Genomic DNA, 17,998 nt, shown 5'->3' on the forward strand with positions numbered 1-17,998 from the left:
ACAATTTTATTGTATAGGAGGATGATATGGGTAATAGATTATATGATGCGGCACACCACGGGGATATTAATTTAGTAAAGTCATTACTGAATCAAGGGTATAATATTAATGAGCAAGATAGTGATGAGGGTATTACTCCTTTACATTTGGCAGCATGGTTTGGACATATTGCCATAGCAGAGTTACTAGTGACTAGGGGGGCTGATATTAATATGAGAAATAACTATGGTAAGACTCCTTTACATGATGCAGCAGAGAAAGGTTACACTAACATAGTAGAGTTACTACTAGATAAGGGGGCTAATGTTAATATGCAAGAATTTCAGTATAGTAATACTCCTGCACATTTGGCAGCATTCTTTGGACATGGTAACATAGTACGGTTACTAGTGGATAAGGGGGCTGATCTTACTATTACAGATATTTATAATCACACTCCTTCACAATGTGCAGCAAAGAATGGCAAGACTCGTATAGTAGAGTTACTAAGAGAACAACAAGAAAAAAAAGAACAAAGAGAGCAGCAAGAAAAAAAAGAACAAAGAGAGCAGCAAGAAAGAATAAAATTAGCAGAAATAGCAGCAAAAGAGCAAAGAGAGCAGCAAGAAAAAAAAGAACAAAGAGAACAGCAAGAAAGAATAAAATTAGCAGAAATAGCAGCAAAAGAGCAAAGAGAGCAGCAAGAAAAAAAAGAACAAAGAGAGCAGCAAGAAAGAATAAAATTAGCAGAAATAGCAGCAAAAGAGCAAAGAGAGCAAAGAGAGCAGCAAGAAAGAATAAAATTAGCAGAAATAGCAGCAAAAGAGCAAAAAGAACAAAGAGAGCAGCAAGAAAGAATAAAATTAGCAGAAATAGCAGCAAAAGAGCAAAGAGAGCAAAGAGAGCAACAAGAAAGAGATAAGCAAGAAAAGATTAAACAGGAAGCTGAGAAATTATATAATAAGTCTATTGCAGAACAAACAAAAGAAAATTACGACCAAGCTTTTGATCTGGCAAACCAAGCTTATGAAGTATTTCCTTCAGAAAAAATAAAAATCTTACAGACTACTCTTACTAAAAGAATTAAAAACGAGAATAATTTTAAAAAATTCATGGATGCTGGTCAGAAGAGTCATGGTGAATACAAATACGAAAACTCTCTTGAAGAATACCAAAAGGCATTAGAAATGAAACGAGATGATCAGCTTTGTAACTTTGGAGTTTGTAGAGCACGGGCTTATATCCATCAAGAACTAGACCCTACGGCTGCAATAACATATTTTGAGCAAGCTCTAGCATTAAAACCACATGATACTGATTGTAGTATACAGATAAGTAAATTATTAATGAAGTCAAATGAGTTTGAGAAGGCATTAAGTTATTTGGAACCATTAAGCTTACGAAATCAAGAAATAGATCAGTTAAAATGCGAACTTTATACAGAGAAAGGCATTAAATCTTATAACAATGAGAATTATAAGGAAGCTGATTCTTTCTTTCAAAAAGCACTTGAGTATAGTGAAGGTGATAATAAGAAGCTAGTATTAATTAATTTAGCTTGGTGTTGTTTAGGTGAAAAAGAATTAGATAAATTAGATAAATCAATCTCATATTTAGAAGCGGCACAAAAACTTAATCCTCAAGACGAAAATATTAAAGATATTATGTCATTAGTTTTTAATAGAAGAGGAGAAGAATATTTAGAACAAGGAAACAATAGGGCTGCAGAAGAAAGTTTCAAGAAAGCAACAGAGTTATTAAAAGATAATATATATCAAAATAATTTATGTACAGCCTATCTAAATCAAAAATCATATAAAGCAGCATTAGAAGCATCACAAAACATCGAGGGTCAAGAGACAGAGTATTTCAAGTATATATCTACTCGTACAAATATACTTGAAATGTTAACACAAAATTTTCATGTAACAAAGGAAGAGAAAGAAAAATACCATGCTCAACTAACTGAACTACATCCTCAAAGCAGTAAATATTTGCATCAACATGCGAAGTTTTTAGTTGATCATAATTATGAACCAACCATCTATGTACCTATAATCAAGCAAGGTCTCGTTATTGATCCTAATAATACGGATCTTATTGGATTAGCGACAGACCAAGGTATGGAGCTTTAATGTTACAATTTATTACAAAAAAGAACAATAAGAGGTAAATTATGACTTTTGAAATAATTGTAAAAAAAAATAGTGCTTGGGCTGGTATTGCAGGGGCTGGTGGTTCTAATCATAAAGGTAAGACTCATTGGAGACACTATGAAAATCCTAGTGATATAAGGTCTAGAATTAATTGGGATTATGGAGTTTATGATCATAAAAAAGGAACAGATGAAGATGGGGTATTTAACCTAGAGTGGTTAGAAGAACCCACACCAGCTGCTAAGGCAGGAGCTATAATTGGAGCTATAGCGGCTGGCTTAGCAGTTGGTGCAGTAGCAATTGCTTTGAGTTTTGGTGCAGCAATACCTATAATTACAGCAACTGCTACTGCAGTAGCAATTGCTGCTCTTAACATGAGAAAAAGAGAATTAAAGACCATATTTATAACAGAATCATTGCATATGGTTAATACGAATGAGGCGAAGAAAATTAAACAACTTAATAAAAGCAAGATTCAAGAAAAACTTTCTGAAATAGCCAATCTTTTGGATGATAAAAAGGCGGAAAGTTTTGATTTAGACAAAGCAATTAATGAATTAAAAAATCTATCTACGGAGAAAATCACTTTTGATGATGGACAAAAATTAGATTTAAAAGATATTTTCTCTAAAAAAAACAAAGCACAGTTTGAAAAATTACAAGAAGAACACGTAAAAAAATTAGAAGAATATACAAATATAACAACTAATAATTTTAATGAAGAATTAGAATCGATAAATAAAATTAAAGTTGATTTAGAGAAGAATTTTAAAAAGTTAAGTGAGGATATGACAACTAATTATCAAGCACAAATGGATAGTTTTAATGATATTTTTGTTAAACTTGATGAAAATGAAGAAATTATAGGAAAATTCCAAGAAGCTTTTGATGATATGAGAGAGAAGTATGATGAACTCATTACAAAAGAAGGGGATATTCAAGATTCTATAGAAAAGTTACAGCAAGAATTTCAAGAAGAATTTAATTTTACGAAAGAAAAAATAACTGAATTAAATGAAAGAATTGCAGAAGAAATGGAAGAATTATGCAATGAAATTGGTACTTCAAGAGAGGCAATGGAAAAGCAGTTTAGCAATATTCAGGAAGCAAGAAATTCTAGATTCGAAATTAGTAAAGCACAATTTAACAACCTAATAGAAAAATATTCTGAACATGCTAAAGGAATGGAAGAAAACTTTGCATTAGCGAAAGATAATAGGCAGAAAATTTACGAAAGTAATCATAAGATTTCAGAACAATTAATTATTGATATCAAACAATATAGACAGGATTTTATAGAAAAGTGTGAATCTGCATCTAAGCAGAGACATGAACAAAATTCCAATCAGGTCAATATTATTAAAGAACTAAAAGTGTCAAGTGGAGAATTATTTGTGCAGGCGATTAATGATTCAGACAAAAAATCAAGAGAGATAGAGAGTGAAATTTTAGAAGCTAGCAAAGAAGCAGATGATGCTTTTGAGGCAGCAGCAAGGGAAAGACAAGAGCAATTTGAAGCTCAAGAAAATAAATTACAGACAATAGAAAATGAAATTTTGCAACAGAGAGAGGAAGCAAATGCGGCTTTTGAGGCAGCAGCAAGGGAAAGACAAGAGCAATCTGAAGCTCAGGAGAAGAAATTACAAACAATAGAAAATGATATTTTGGAACAAAGAAGAGAAGCAGATGCGGCTTTTGAGAAAGCTGCAAAGGAGAGACAAGAGCAATACAAGGAAGGAGAAGAGAAATTAACAGTAGTTTTAGAAGAAGTTTTAGAAGCAAGAAACGAAGTGGAACAAGGATTTTTGGCAGCGAAAGCTCAAAGGGAACAATTTTATGAAGAAAACAAGGGATGCTTAGATAAGTTAGATGAGTGGCAAATAGAGATAAAAGAGAGATTAGACAAAGGTTTTGTGGAAGCAAAAGCAGATAGAGAAAGAATTTATGAAGAGACAAGTGCTAAAATACAAAAAGTTAATGAGAATGTAAATACAGCTAGAGAAGAGATTAATGCAAACTTCAAGCAAGCAGAAGAACATAGAAGTGAGATTTACAATAAGACCTCAGTAGAGCTTAAGTTAGTTAATGAGAAGGTAAACACATCTATAGAGGAGATTAATGCAAATTTTAAACAAGCAGAAGAGCGTAGAAATGAGACTTACAATAAGACCTCAGCAGAGCTTAAGTTAGTTAATGAGAAGGTAAACACAGCTAGAGAAGAGATTAATGTAAACTTTAAGCAAGCAGAAGAGCATAGAAATGAGACTTTTGCAGAAGTAAATAAAAAACTAGAGGAATTGCAATCTACTATTGTGCAAAGAGATGCATGTATAAAGTTATTGCAATCAAGAAAGGAAAACTTTGACTCGCTTGAAGATCAGTTACAAAAGAATACTCATCCAAAAATTTTAGAAATTAAGAGTAAGACAAAAGATGAGAACGGATTAGCTTTATTTAACATGTCTAAGGCAAAAACAGAAATAAGAGAGTTAATCGTTAAAATCAAAAATGTGGAATCCTTAGATCAAGCAGAAAAATTACTGAACCAAGCTCTCGAAATGAGTATTAAAGGTGCTTCACTACTTGGTAGTACATATCAACTAGAAATAGCTGATCCATTAAGAGTCAAAGAGTTGCTTGGTTTAAAGAATAAATTAGATTTTGATAAACATGTTGAAAAAACTTTGCAGAGTATTAATAGTAACTCTTCGGATATACTATCTTTCATCCTTAATCAGGTAGTGGTAGCGGAAGAGCATCGTAATGAATTAAATGATCTACTAGAAAATAAACCAAAAGAGTTAAAGAAGATGATAGAAGTCATGATGTCAGAAAATTCTGAGTTGCAAAAGTTAATTGCTACTTCAGAAATAGATAGAGAAGAGCTTAAAACAGAAATACAAGAGATATTTAAATCATTTTCTGCAAATGAAGGAAATACATACTTAGAGAATATACAAACAAAAATAATGGGAGAGCTGTTACATGAGAGTTCCTGATAATATAGATAGGCTTGAATTTAAAAAAGTAATTAAGGAAATTTTATTAATTAAGAAGGTAGCAGATGATACGTTGGAAATTATTTCTAAGCAAAGGATTAAAGTTTATGAGGAAACAGAAGAAGAAATTAGAAAGACGATGCAAAAGGTTTTTCATTTAAGAGCTGAGGCAGAAAAAAAGTTAGAAAATTTAATATGTGAGAGTAATAGCTATTTAGATAATGATAATATGCTAAAGAGGAAAATTTTAAATAAAAAAATTAAGGATAGCTTATTAGAAAAGAAAAAAATTTATTTAGAAACACAAAATGTATTAGATAAAGTTAACAATAATATAGAGAGTGAAAGAGCTTTTTTGAATGCAAAATTTGAAAGAACATTAGAATATAAAAATAAGGTTTATAAGGAAATTTTGGAAAAAGCTAAAGGAGTAAGTAGCATATTCTATCAGTCTGTAAAAGAAGAGTTAGAGTTTAATTATTAAATTGAAAAAGGTACAAAATAATGAAAAGAATCATAGATAATAATCATACAGAAGTAATGAAAATGCTTGAAGAATTACGAAAAAAAATGGAATCAGAGTTTAAAAAGCTCCTTGAGCAAAACAGTAAAAATCATCAACAGATAATAGAAAAGAATACTACTATTATAAAGAAAATGGCAGATAACCAAACAAAAATAATAGAAAATTTTAATAAGGCCAGTGAAGATCGAAAGGCTAAGTTTGATGCAATGATTGCAAAAGCTAATGTTACGCAAGAAATGCTTAGTAAATTTCAACAGGAAACTAAAAGTAATTTTGAAAAGTTAGAACAGGAAAATAAAAAGAACTTTGACGCAATAAAAGTGGGATTAGAGAAGAATCATCAACAGATTGTAGAATCAAACAATAAGTTTGATATGAGATTTGGAGAATTATTACAAGATATGGCTAATAAGCACCAAGAACTAATGGGAAAAACTAAAATTTTAGATGAAAATATACTGAAGGCCAAAGAAGAAGCAGACCAGCATTTTAAGGAGGCAATTAATCATAGAAAAAAAATTCAGCAAGATTTAGAGAATAAATTGCAAGAAGTTAAAGATGGGGTACAAAGGTTAGGAGAGGAAACTGAAAAAAATTTTCAAGAGGCAATGGAAGACAGGAGGGCAAAGCATGAAGAACAAAAGCAATCCCTTACAGGACTACAAGCATTTCAAGATTTAAAATTTGAAGAAGCAATGCGAGATAGAGAAGGAAGATTTGAACAACAGAAAGCAGAATTATTAAAATCAAGAGAAGAAATCAATACAAGATTTGAACTAGCATCCTCAGAGAGACAAGAATTATATCAAAAAACAGAAGATAAATTAAATAAAATTCAAGATGAAGTAGTAGTGTCAAGAAAGGATGCGGATGAGAAGTTTGCAAAAGCACAAGAACAAAGAGATATTATTTATAAATTACAACAAGAAAAATTAGATAAATTAAATAAAGAAGTTCAGATTTCAAGAGCTGATGCTAAAGCAAAATTTGAGGAGGCATCAATAGATAGAATTGAAAAACACAAGGTAGCTCAGGAATTATTAAACAAAACTCATCAAGAGGTTAAGGAATCAAGAGAAGAGGCTAACAAAGGATTTTTGGAAGCGAAAGCTCAAAGGGAACAATTTTATGAAGAAAATAAACTACGATTAGATGAGTTAGATGAGGGACAAAAGAAGATAAAAGAAGGATTAGATAAGGGGTTTGCGGAAGCAAAAGCAGATAGAAAAAGAATTTACGATAAGACGAGTACTCAGATACAGGAAGTAAGTGCTAATGTAAATCAGTTAAGAGATGAATGTGATACAAACTTCAAAAAAGCTGAAGAACATAGAAATGAAATTCATGCAAAGTGCATGGCAAAGATGGAGGAAATTAATTCAGAATTTGATTTGGGAGCAATAAGGGAAGGATTAGTAGCAAATAAAGAAAAGTTTGATGTAATTCAGGAATCTATAAATAACTATGAGCATCAGGTGTTTAAAGATATTAAAGGTAAGGTAAAAGATGAAAATGGATTAGCTCTATTCAATATGCCTAAGGCAAAAACAGAAATAAGAGAGTTAATCATTAAGATCAATAATGAACAAACCTTAGAGCAAAGAGAAAAATCACTAAATCAGACTCTTGAAATGAGTATTAAAGGTGCTTCTCTACTTGGTAGTACGTATCAGCCAGAGCAAGCAGATCCATTAAGAGTAAAAGAACTGCTTAGTTTAAAGAATAAATTAGATTTTGATAAGGATAATCAGAAAATTTTGACAAAATTATATGGTGGAACAAAAATATCTAGTTTAACCATCTCATCGACATTTTTTGACAAAAATAATGCAACAGGAGAACTAGAAAATAATTATCAAAAATTAGTAAAGGAAAATAAAACACTAAAAGATAAACAAGCTGAGTTAGAAAATAGTAATGCACAGTTAGGTAATATTTTAGATGAGTTATATGCGAGTAATTCAGTTGCTCAAGAAAGCGTACTTGCTGGTGACATTGGAGTAGAAAGTAGATCTAGTGCTGATATATGGTATGGTGAGTAAAAGTTGATAACTTTGCTTTTAAATATTTGTACATATTACAGGTGTTTACATGAAAGAAAAATCAAAAAAGTCAATAAGTTCATTTTTAGTGAAAGCTAAGGAAGATGTAGAATTTATGAGATACTATAATGCTATTCAAAATAATGATAGTATTAGTGAGTTAAAAGAATCTCTTAAAGGCATAAAAAGTAAATCAAAAGACGATTTAGAAAAAATAAAAGAAAAATCAAAAAAATTACAGATAGAATTAGAGGAGTTAAAAGAGAAATATAAAAACAATAACAACGTTCAAGAGTTTAATGAGCTTTTTAAATATGGCAAAGGAGATTTAGATTTTGTTAGTATTGAAAGTATTAAGAACATAAGCATTATTACTAAAGGAATTTTAGACCCTAATAAATCTCAATCTTTACCAAGTGATAGCCTCAAACATTCCGATGCTGTTGAAATAATAAAATGCTTAGCAAAAAAAGGTTTTAAAGAAAATTTATTATCTCAAGAAGAAATTTCAGAGAATGATTTAAATAGTATAAAGCAAATATATAAGTTTTATGAAACATTATTACCTCCACAAAAGCACATTTTTTTCAAAAGAAATTTAGAAAAAATCATTGATAATGAATCTCAATTAAAAAAAATATGTGGAGAAAAAGCAAAGCAAATAAGTGATGATGAGTGGTATAATGATGATCACATGCGGATTATAGGTAAAAAGATACTAGCACCTTATTGTGACGTAGGAACTTATCAATATATAGAAAGATTAACTTATAGTTTAATAGATAATGATTTTATAAAAACTATAAATGTTGGAGTTCAAGAGGTTTTAAGCATACCAAAAGATACTATAGTATTTGAGAGAAAGGAGTCGCTTGAAAGTAAGGAGTCAGATTATAACCACAAAAAAGAATTACAATACAATAATTACTCAAAGATTGAGGCTAATACCAATCAACCTTTTATAAATTCTCCTAAATATATTTCTTTTAATGTTAATAATAATCATTGGATAGCTATATGTATTTTAAATTACAAAGGAAGAGTTAAATTTTTATTCAAGGATTCTCTTGGTAATACACACAAATATGTCGCTGAAAAATTTAAAAGGGAATTTAAGGAAATAGGGATAGATTTAGCAGATACCGATTTTATTCACAGTGAAATAAAGGATCAAAAAGATAGTTATAATTGTGGTCCTATGTGTCTTGAAAACCTTAAGATCATAGCAAGAACTATCCAAGAGAGTGGAGAAGAATACTTAGTTGATAATTTTCAGAGCATTAAATTTTGTACTGCAAAAGATGCTTATTTTGTAAGGAAAAATCACAATGCAATAATTACTCAACAAGTTGAGCAAGGTAAAAAAGAAGCTCAAGACTTATTCAAAAATGTTCAAATTCAATTTGAAGAAGTTGAAAAAGATTTAGTGATTGATGAAGACTTTGACTCTTATAAACAAGAGGCTGAAAAAATATTAAAAGAACTTGATAAGTTAATTAAATTAGATAGATCAAATACTGAGATAAAAACTTATAAATCAGAAGTTTTGTATACTATAGCCCATAAAAGCTTTGAACTAAAAAATTACAAGGAAGCATATCGTTACGTTGAAGAGCTTAGTATACATGGTACACATCCAAATAGTAAAGAATTAAGAGATACAATAAAAAAAGAATTACCTGATTCTTTAGCTGTAGAAGATCAGGATAGATTGACAGAATTAAAACAATTAAATAAAGATGAGAAATTTCATAAACAGCTTGAAGTACTAATAACGAAGCTAAAAATAGTAAAAAATGAAATAACTAAATATAAAAATTTTTCAAAAGATGACATTCTTAAATGGAAAGAAACTGATATTAAAACGAAGTCAATAGAAGAATGTATAGCTGTAGTTAATAGAGCTAATTATATAGATACCTTTGAGCGAGGTGGTAATGGTCATACTTTAAGAGATACACAGATAATATCTGTATTATCATTTTTTGATGCTGAGAAAAATGGAAGACTTGAACAAATAAAAACAGGAGAGGGAAAATCAACCATAGTATCTGTACTTGCAATTATTAAAGCTCTTCAAGGTAAGAAGGTAGATGTTTTAACTAGCTCAGGAATTTTAGCAGAAAGGGACGCTTCAGAAAAGGAAAGTTTATACAAATTATTCGGTTTATCTGTATCTCATAATGGGATGGATTTAACCTATATTAGAGGACCTAAGGAATGTTATGAGGCAGATATTTTATATGGAAGTATTAGTAATTTCCAGTTTGACCTACTAAAACATGAACATCAAGATTTAGAAACAAGAGGAAAGCAAAATAAAGAAAGGGCTTTTGATGTAGTAATAGTAGATGAAGCAGATAGCATGCTAGTTGATAATGGAGGTCATTTAGCAAAATTATCTGGACCTCTCCCTGGAATGGAGTATTTAGAACCATTTTTAGTTTATATATGGCATGAGGTAAAAAAACTATCACCAAATATAATGCTTTTAACTCAACTTATTCAGAAAGATTTAACTCAAATAAAAAGTTATAAGACATTTAAAGAACAAATTGTAACTAAAGTTAAAAAGTTGATTGATGCTGGAAAATTAATATTACCTTCTATTGACGATAAAGGTGTTAAGGGTGAAAAGGAATTTGATATTTTACTGCCAGTACATTTAAAAAAATATCTGTCATTTCAAGCAGATAATTGTTTTAATAAAGAAGTTTTAAATGTACCAAAAAGTACTATAGCACTTGAAAGAAAGAAGCCAGTTAAGAGTAAAGAGAACTCAGAGGATAAAAATAAGGAATCTGAAGATGAATCAAACCTAGAAGAATATACATCATCATCTCAGGTAGATAAGTGGGTTGATAATGCTTTTAAAGCTGCATTTATCTATCAAGTAGATAGAGAATATACGCTAGAAAAAAATGGAGAGGAATTGATCATTGCCCCTGTTGATGCTAGTAATACTGGCACTATCCAAAAGGGAACAATTTGGTCAAATGGATTACAGCAATTTTTACAATTAAAACATGGACTTCGTTTAACAGCAGAAAGTTGTAATACAAGTTATATTTCTAATATAGGTTTTGTAAAAAGATATGTTAAACATTTTGTTGATTCACAAGGAGAAAAAGGTCAAGAACAACCCTCTATTTTTGGTTTAACTGGTACTTTAGGTGGAGATAAAGAAAGAGAATTACTCAGTAAATCTTATAATGGAATTGATTTTTTAGAGATTCCAACATTCAAGAAGAAAATTTTTACAAAAGAGCCAACAATATTAAAAAAATCAGAAGATGAATGGCTTGAATCTATAACAAGCGATACTATTTCTAGAGCTAAGGAAAGAGCGGTACTTATTATATGTGAAACGATTGAAGAAGCAAACTTAATATATAACAGAATTTCTTTGCATCAAAAATTACAGGATAAGCAAGGGGATTTGAAATGTTATTTGAAAGATGATCAATCAAATGTAACAGAAGGAAAAATGGAAGTAGGAGATATTTTAGTAGCAACTAATTTAGCTGGACGAGGTACAGATATAAAAATTTCTCCAACATTAGAAGCTAATAATGGGATGCACCTATGTTTAACTTTTTTACCACCAAATGAAAGAGTAGAAGAACAAGCTTTAGGCAGAACTTCACGGCAAGGAAAACCAGGGACAGGTCAATTAATTTTAAAAGAAAATAAGTTTATAAAGGAATTAAAGGAATATGTGGATGAATGGTTAAGGAAAAATAATAAGGATTGTTCAAAGCAAGATTATATTGAAATGATCGAAGGATGTAGGAACGAAATTGAGAATCAAAGAGTTTCTGAAATTATAGACCTTAGATTAGAATCAATAAATATAGCTGATGAGTTATTTAATAAATTTTCTCAGTTGTGTAAAGACTTAAAAAAAGATAATGAAGGAATTAATTGGTTTTATATAGTAATAAAAGCAATTGAAGAACGCTGGGGTTTTTGGTTAAAAGATTTAAACTTAGATGACAAAGAAACTCTTGATAAAGGATATATAGAGAAAATTAATAAGAAATTTGAGGATTTTCAAGTAGATATAAGAGGATATTTTACGCAAAAAGACGATGAAAATGGTTCTTTAGAAGTAATTGAGAATCCGTTTTATTTAATAGACATAGGTGGTTATTGTATAAATCAAAGAGAGTTTACTCTTGCGAAAAAAGCTTTACAAAAAGCTATAAGTTTAGAAAATAACGAAATGATGATTCCGGGAGCTTACTATCTTTTAGCTTTTACTGAGGTTGAATTGGGTAAAGCAGCTGAAAGTGTGCTGGAAAAGGCAGTAGAATCTATTCTACCATTTTTAAATCTTAAAGATAAAAGTACTAGAGAGTTTGTAATATCAGAGGCAAAAAGAAACCTAGATAAAGCTAAAGAGGGGATAGAAAAAAATAAAGAGTTATATTCCTTGATATTAAATACTGCTTATTTATTACCCCCTGATATACAAAAACAAAAAGATAATGAAAATAATTTTCAAGAAAAGGTTATAGATTTACTTAAACCATTGTTAAATGCTGGGATTGAAGATAAAAAAGCTATAGAAAATAATATAGATAAATATATAGAGTATTTTAATATTGAATCTGAGGAAGATAGTAAAAACATTAGGAATTTATATTCCCCAATACTTAATTTTGATTATACAAAATCTAAGGAAGTAGAAAATGAAACTATTTTTATAAATCAATTAGTAGTTGTTATAGATTCCCTTATAAAATATCAAGAGAATAATTATGAACCTATTAAAATTTTAGAAAAGGAAGGGTCACTTAAAAATTCTTTGTTAATAAATCATTTAAATTCTAAAATAACAGCTCTTACAACATATATCTTATATATTCAAAGTAACAAAACTTCATTAGAGGAATGTGCTAAAAAAGCTGCTGGATATATAGCTGTTAAATCAATAATTAATCTTGACTTAAAGACTATTGATTTTGGTGGGAATACTGATTTAAATAAGATTGAGGATAAAGAAGCCAAGAAAGAGGCTGAAGAAAATGTAAAGAAAGCTAAAGAATTAGAAGAACAATTAAAAAGTATAATAAAAAAACTAGAATTACTAGAACTTTCTTCTATAGGATTAAAATATATTTTTAAAGTAAAAGAAATAGGAGATATTCCACTAGAAAAAGTAATAGCTGCAGATGCACAAATTGCAGCTGGTCTTGCTTTGTATGCTTCAGCAGTCGCTTTTCCCCCAGCGGCTCCTGCTTTGTGTCCAATAGCATCTACATGTGTTTCAGAAGGTATATCAGATATAATCAGTAACCTAATAGATTTATTTGCTGATAAGTGTGAAAGTTTTGATAAAGAGGCTAGGGAATCATATGCTAAACAGAAAGGTATATCTGTGGGTATAACTTTAGTTACTATGGGTATAGGTGCTATAGCAAAGATGCCTAGTGTAATTAATGGTGGTATAACGGCATGCCAAAAAGTGTCTAAAAGTTTAAGGAGTTTTACTGGAACTTTTGGAAAAATATGTAATAAACTAGCTGATAAAGTAGATAAAATTATAGTTAAATTAACAAAAACTTTAGAAAAAGTTAATGAGGCTACACAAAAAACAAAATCATTATTTGATGGTTTGTCAAAGCAAATAATTGATAAAACTATTGAGAAGGCAGATTTTAAAAGTTTAGGATTAGGAGACGTAAAAAAATATATTTCAGTTGCTATATCTTTAAAAAAAGGTCTTGAAACTGGTAGTTTAACGGCAATATTGGAATCAATACCTAATACAGGGATTAAGGAATTAGACGATATTGTAAACGTAGCTAGTAAAGTTAATGGATTCCGTAATGGTATAAAATCCGGTAGTGCTACAAAAATGTTGGAAGCACTGCAAGGCATAGGTGAAATGACAGGCATCCCGGAACTGGATAATATTATTGATGTAGCACAGAAGATTAATCAGATTCGTAACAACTTGCAAAAAGGACTTGTGGCTAATAGTTTAACTCAGTTGCTGCAAGCCGTGCCTAATACTGGCATTGCAGAATTAGACCAGTTTGTTACTACTCTCAAGCAGGTTAATGATATACGCAACAACTTGCAAAAAGGACTTGCGGCTGGTAGTTTAACTCAGTTGCTGCAAACCGTGCCTAATACTGGTATTACAGAATTAGACCAGTTTGTTACTACTGTCAAGCAGGTTAATGATATACGCAACAACTTGCAAAAAGGACTTGTGACTGGTAGTTTAACTCAGCTGCTGCAAGCCGTGCCTAATACTGGCATTGCAGAATTAGACCAGTTTGTTACTACTCTCAAGCAGGTTAATGATATACGCAACAACTTGCAAAAAGGACTTGCGGCTGGTAGTTTAACTCAGTTGCTGCAAACCGTGCCTAATACTGGCATTACAGAATTAGACCAGTTTGTTACTACTGTCAAGCAGGTTAATGATATACGCAACAACTTGCAAAAAGGACTTGCGGCTGGTAGTTTAACTCAGTTGCTGCAAACCGTGCCTAATACTGGCATTACAGAATTAGACCAGTTTGTTACTACTGTCAAGCAGGTTAATGATATACGCAACAACTTGCAAAAAGGACTTGTGACTGGTAGTTTAACTCAGCTGCTGCAAGCCGTGCCTAATACTGGCATTGCAGAATTAGACCAGTTTGTTACTACTGTCAAGCAGGTTAATGATATACGCAACAACTTGCAAAAAGGACTTGTGACTGGTAGTTTAACTCAGTTGCTGCAAACCGTGCCTAATACTGGCATTACAGAATTAGACCAGTTTGTTACTACTGTCAAGCAGGTTAATGATATACGCAACAACTTGCAAAAAGGACTTGTGACTGGTAGTTTAACTCAGCTGCTGCAAGCCGTGCCTAATACTGGCATTGCAGAATTAGACCAGTTTGTTACTACTGTCAAGCAGGTTAATGATATACGCAACAACTTGCAAAAAGGACTTGTGACTGGTAGTTTAACTCAGTTGCTGCAAACCGTGCCTAATACTGGCATTACAGAATTAGACCAGTTTGTTACTACTGTCAAGCAGGTTAATGATATACGCAACAACTTGCAAAAAGGACTTGTGACTGGTAGTTTAACTCAGCTGCTGCAAGCCGTGCCTAATACTGGCATTGCAGAATTAGACCAGTTTGTTACTACTGTCAAGCAGGTTAATGATATACGCAACAACTTGCAAAAAGGACTTGCGGCTGGTAGTTTAACTCAGCTGCTGCAAGCCGTGCCTAATACTGGCATTGCAGAATTAGACCAGTTTGTTACTACTGTCAAGCAGGTTAATGATATACGCAACAACTTGCAAAAAGGACTTGCGGCTGGTAGTTTAACTCAGTTGCTGCAAGCCGTTCCTAATACTGGCATTACAGAATTAGACCAGTTTGTTACTACTGTCAAGCAGGTTAATGATATACGCAATAACTTGCAAAAAGGACTTGCGGCTGGTAGTTTAACTCAGTTGCTGCAAGCCGTTCCTAATACTGCCATTGCAGAACTAGATCAATTTGTTAGTCTTGCACGTCAAATTGATTCTGTGTTTAATAATTTAGAAGGTAGTATTGAAAATGGCAATTTACAAGAAGTTTTAAAAAATATTCTCAAAACCGAATTATATAATATTGTAACTGAACAAATATATCTTACTATTCAAAAAAGCTCAGAAAAATATCATAAAGCATATAACAATATTATTGAGAATTTAGGTGTAAATGAGAATAATGAGCAAAAGATATTACTCGGCGAATGTGAGGATCAATTCGAGTCAACTCTCTAAATCTAATACATATGAATATCCGTAACCGTCTAGTAAAGGCTTAGCTTTACCCACAATCTTAGATTTTTACGATATGCATTATATTACTTAGTGCTTCATAGTTTATGTGTTATACTTTATCGTATAAAATGATTGATATAATTTTATTATCTATATATGGCTATTTCCCGTTTTCTCAATCTAAAAAAATTGAACAAGCTGCAGAAATGAGCAGAGAGGAAAAGAAAAAATTGCTATAGCTAAAAAAAAGAGAATATGACATTTGAGCACATAGCTTTGATTACTAGTTGAAATGTTAAAGAAATCAACAAACTACTAAAATATCAAGTAATATGATTAACAAACTTTCTGATACCAAGACAAATCTCAAGAACATTAATATTATTGAGAGTAGCAAGTCCCCTAGAATGAGGGTAGGTACTGATGACTTTAAAACATTATTATTAAATAGTGACGTATTTGTTGACAAAAGTCTAATGATCAAAGAATTGCTAGAAGATAGTGGAGATGTTATATTAATCACTCGACCAAGACGGTGGGGTAAGAGTCTGAATATGGACATGCTCCGCAAATTCTTTGAAATTGAAGTAGATGAAAAAGGCAAGCCGTTACCACTTGAACAAAAGATAAATAACAAACTATTTCTTGGAGGTACAGTAGATTTAGGTATTAAAGGTAAAAGAACTCTAAAACCTTTAAAGATTAATAGTAATGAATACGCTATGGTTCAACAAGGTAATTATCCGGTTATTTCTATAAGTTTTAAGGATATTAAGGGTAGTAATTACCAAGACATTGAGAACGGTATACGGAATCAGGTTATACAACTATTTGCCAATCATTATTATTTAAAACATTACTCAACTCAAGATATAGGACTATTAAATAGTGTGCAAAAAGCAAAATTAGAACGATATTTTACAGAAGAGCTGACGAAAGAAGATTTAAAGTATAGTTTAAAGTTCCTAAGTGAAATACTTTACAAACATTTTAACCAAAAAGTCTACGTATTGATCGATGAATATGATACTCCAATTAATAGTTCTTATATTAAATTTGGTAAAAAATCAGAAGAATTTGAACAAGTACTTGAACTATTTCGTGGAATATTTGGCAGCAGCCTAAAAGGTAATGCTTGTGTAGAAAAAGGAATAATAACTGGCATATTAAGAATTGCTAAAGCTAATTTATTTTCTGATTTAAATAATGTTAGTGAATATACCTTACTTGATGATGATTTCTCTAAGTTCTATGGCTTCACTCAAACAGAGGTAGATGATTTGCTTACAAAAGTACCGCTCGACACTAATACTGAACAAATTAAGGATTGGTATAATGGTTATACATTTGGTGGAGAGGTAATTTACAATCCGTGGTCAATAATGCAATGTTTAGCACATAAAGGTAGGCTTGATCACTATTGGCTAGATAGTGGTGGAACAGGTTTGATAGATAAAGTATTGTTATCAGATGAAATGCAGGAAAGTTTACAGAGCTTAGCTGCAGGCAAAATTATTATTTCACCTATTACTAAACAAATTAGTTTTGCTGACATCAATAAACCAATAGGACTATTTAGTTTGTTATTATTTAGTGGATATTTAAATCCTACAGTTCAAAATTCAGAAGAAAATATATATGAATTGTCAGCACCGAATAGAGAAGTACGGTACATATATAAAGTAAGAATGCTCCAATGGGTAACTGATCAGTTAAAAATTGATAGTTCTAGATATTACTCGTTTGTTAGCTTGTTACCGGTAGGTAAAATAGAAAAATTTAAAGAACGATTACAAGAATTGTTGCAAAATTCTACTAGTTTTCATCAAGTAGGAGAGAAAAAGGCCGAATTATTTTATAGTGGCTTTATGCTAGGGATTGTTAATATGCTAGCACCGAGCTATATAATATCAAGTGAGCAAGAATCAGGTGATGGACGTCCTGATGTAATCATGATCCCCAAAGTTGGTAAAGGAGATAAGGCAATTATTATTGAGTATAAGATAACTAAAAATGCAGAAGATTTAGCCTCAGTAGCTAAAATAGGATTGAACCAGATTATAGATAAGCAATATGATAGTAAGATAAAAGAACATTCTCATGTCAAAAAAATCATTAAACTTTCCATGGCTTTTTGCGGAAAAAATATGGATTTACAATATCAGGTTACAGAGCTTTAGTAATAAACTGTAAGCGTTTGAATAATCAGTAATTTAGTGTCTGTTGTGGTTCTGAAATTGTCCACTACGCCCCGCCATTTTTGTACAAGTTGTCGTTTTTTCAAAAATATCGAACGGGAAACGTAGGGAGATCTCAAGTTTTTTGCCCCTTTTTTCACTAGGTATAGGGGTGCTTAATATTATTGGCTTATTGGTATCCAAATCTATAATAGCACAAGGGTTAATATTAGTAGGTAATGGTTTGGTAACATCCCAAATTTTTACTGGTTGTGTAGGTGTTAGAGTCGTTGGGTTAAAAAATTGATTCCATAACTCCTTTATATTGTC

General features: G+C 31.1%; 7 protein-coding genes. All 7 read left to right on the forward strand.

Annotated elements, in window-relative coordinates; all coding sequences use genetic code 11:
- Positions 1-26: 26 nt before the first annotated feature.
- The 7 genes from AAGD36_RS01325 to AAGD36_RS01355 all read left to right on the forward strand — a co-directional run bounded on the left by AAGD36_RS01325 (position 27) and on the right by AAGD36_RS01355 (position 17,975).
- Positions 27-2,114, forward strand: a complete 2,088-nt coding sequence (locus AAGD36_RS01325; protein ID WP_341755614.1) for an ankyrin repeat domain-containing protein — start codon at positions 27-29, stop codon at positions 2,112-2,114.
- A 41-nt stretch (positions 2,115-2,155) separates the two neighbouring features.
- Positions 2,156-5,134, forward strand: coding sequence for a hypothetical protein (locus AAGD36_RS01330; protein ID WP_341755615.1), 2,979 nt, complete (start codon positions 2,156-2,158; stop codon positions 5,132-5,134).
- On the forward strand, positions 5,121-5,618 hold the full coding sequence (locus tag AAGD36_RS01335; RefSeq protein ID WP_341755616.1) for a hypothetical protein: 498 nt from the start codon (positions 5,121-5,123) through the stop codon (positions 5,616-5,618). Before AAGD36_RS01330 ends, AAGD36_RS01335 begins: the two co-directional genes overlap by 14 nt.
- A 20-nt stretch (positions 5,619-5,638) precedes the next feature.
- Positions 5,639-7,702 carry a hypothetical protein gene (locus AAGD36_RS01340; RefSeq protein WP_341755617.1) on the forward strand — a complete coding sequence of 688 codons (2,064 nt, stop codon included), beginning with the start codon at positions 5,639-5,641 and terminating at the stop codon, positions 7,700-7,702.
- A 49-nt stretch (positions 7,703-7,751) separates the two neighbouring features.
- Positions 7,752-15,491 (forward strand): Ulp1 family isopeptidase, encoded by a 7,740-nt coding sequence (locus AAGD36_RS01345; RefSeq protein WP_341755618.1) that lies wholly within the window; start codon positions 7,752-7,754, stop codon positions 15,489-15,491.
- Between the two features lie 332 nt (positions 15,492-15,823).
- Positions 15,824-17,671 carry an AAA family ATPase gene (locus AAGD36_RS01350; RefSeq protein WP_341755619.1) on the forward strand — a complete coding sequence of 616 codons (1,848 nt, stop codon included), beginning with the start codon at positions 15,824-15,826 and terminating at the stop codon, positions 17,669-17,671.
- A gap of 142 nt (positions 17,672-17,813) precedes the next feature.
- Positions 17,814-17,975, forward strand: a complete 162-nt coding sequence (locus AAGD36_RS01355) for a hypothetical protein (protein WP_341755620.1) — start codon at positions 17,814-17,816, stop codon at positions 17,973-17,975.
- Positions 17,976-17,998 lie beyond the last annotated feature (23 nt).

It is taken from the genome of Candidatus Tisiphia endosymbiont of Ptychoptera albimana (assembly GCF_964026605.1).
In the GTDB taxonomy this organism is placed as follows: domain Bacteria; phylum Pseudomonadota; class Alphaproteobacteria; order Rickettsiales; family Rickettsiaceae; genus Tisiphia.

Bases quoted from the DNA above. Each gene is read 5' to 3' on its own strand.
- AAGD36_RS01325 (WP_341755614.1), top strand. From the start codon at position 27: ATGGGTAATAGATTATATGATGCGGCACACCACGGGGATATTAATTTA.
- AAGD36_RS01330 (WP_341755615.1), top strand. From the start codon at position 2,156: ATGACTTTTGAAATAATTGTAAAAAAAAATAGTGCTTGGGCTGGTATT.
- AAGD36_RS01335 (WP_341755616.1), top strand. From the start codon at position 5,121: ATGAGAGTTCCTGATAATATAGATAGGCTTGAATTTAAAAAAGTAATT.
- AAGD36_RS01340 (WP_341755617.1), top strand. From the start codon at position 5,639: ATGAAAAGAATCATAGATAATAATCATACAGAAGTAATGAAAATGCTT.
- AAGD36_RS01345 (WP_341755618.1), top strand. From the start codon at position 7,752: ATGAAAGAAAAATCAAAAAAGTCAATAAGTTCATTTTTAGTGAAAGCT.
- AAGD36_RS01350 (WP_341755619.1), top strand. From the start codon at position 15,824: ATGATTAACAAACTTTCTGATACCAAGACAAATCTCAAGAACATTAAT.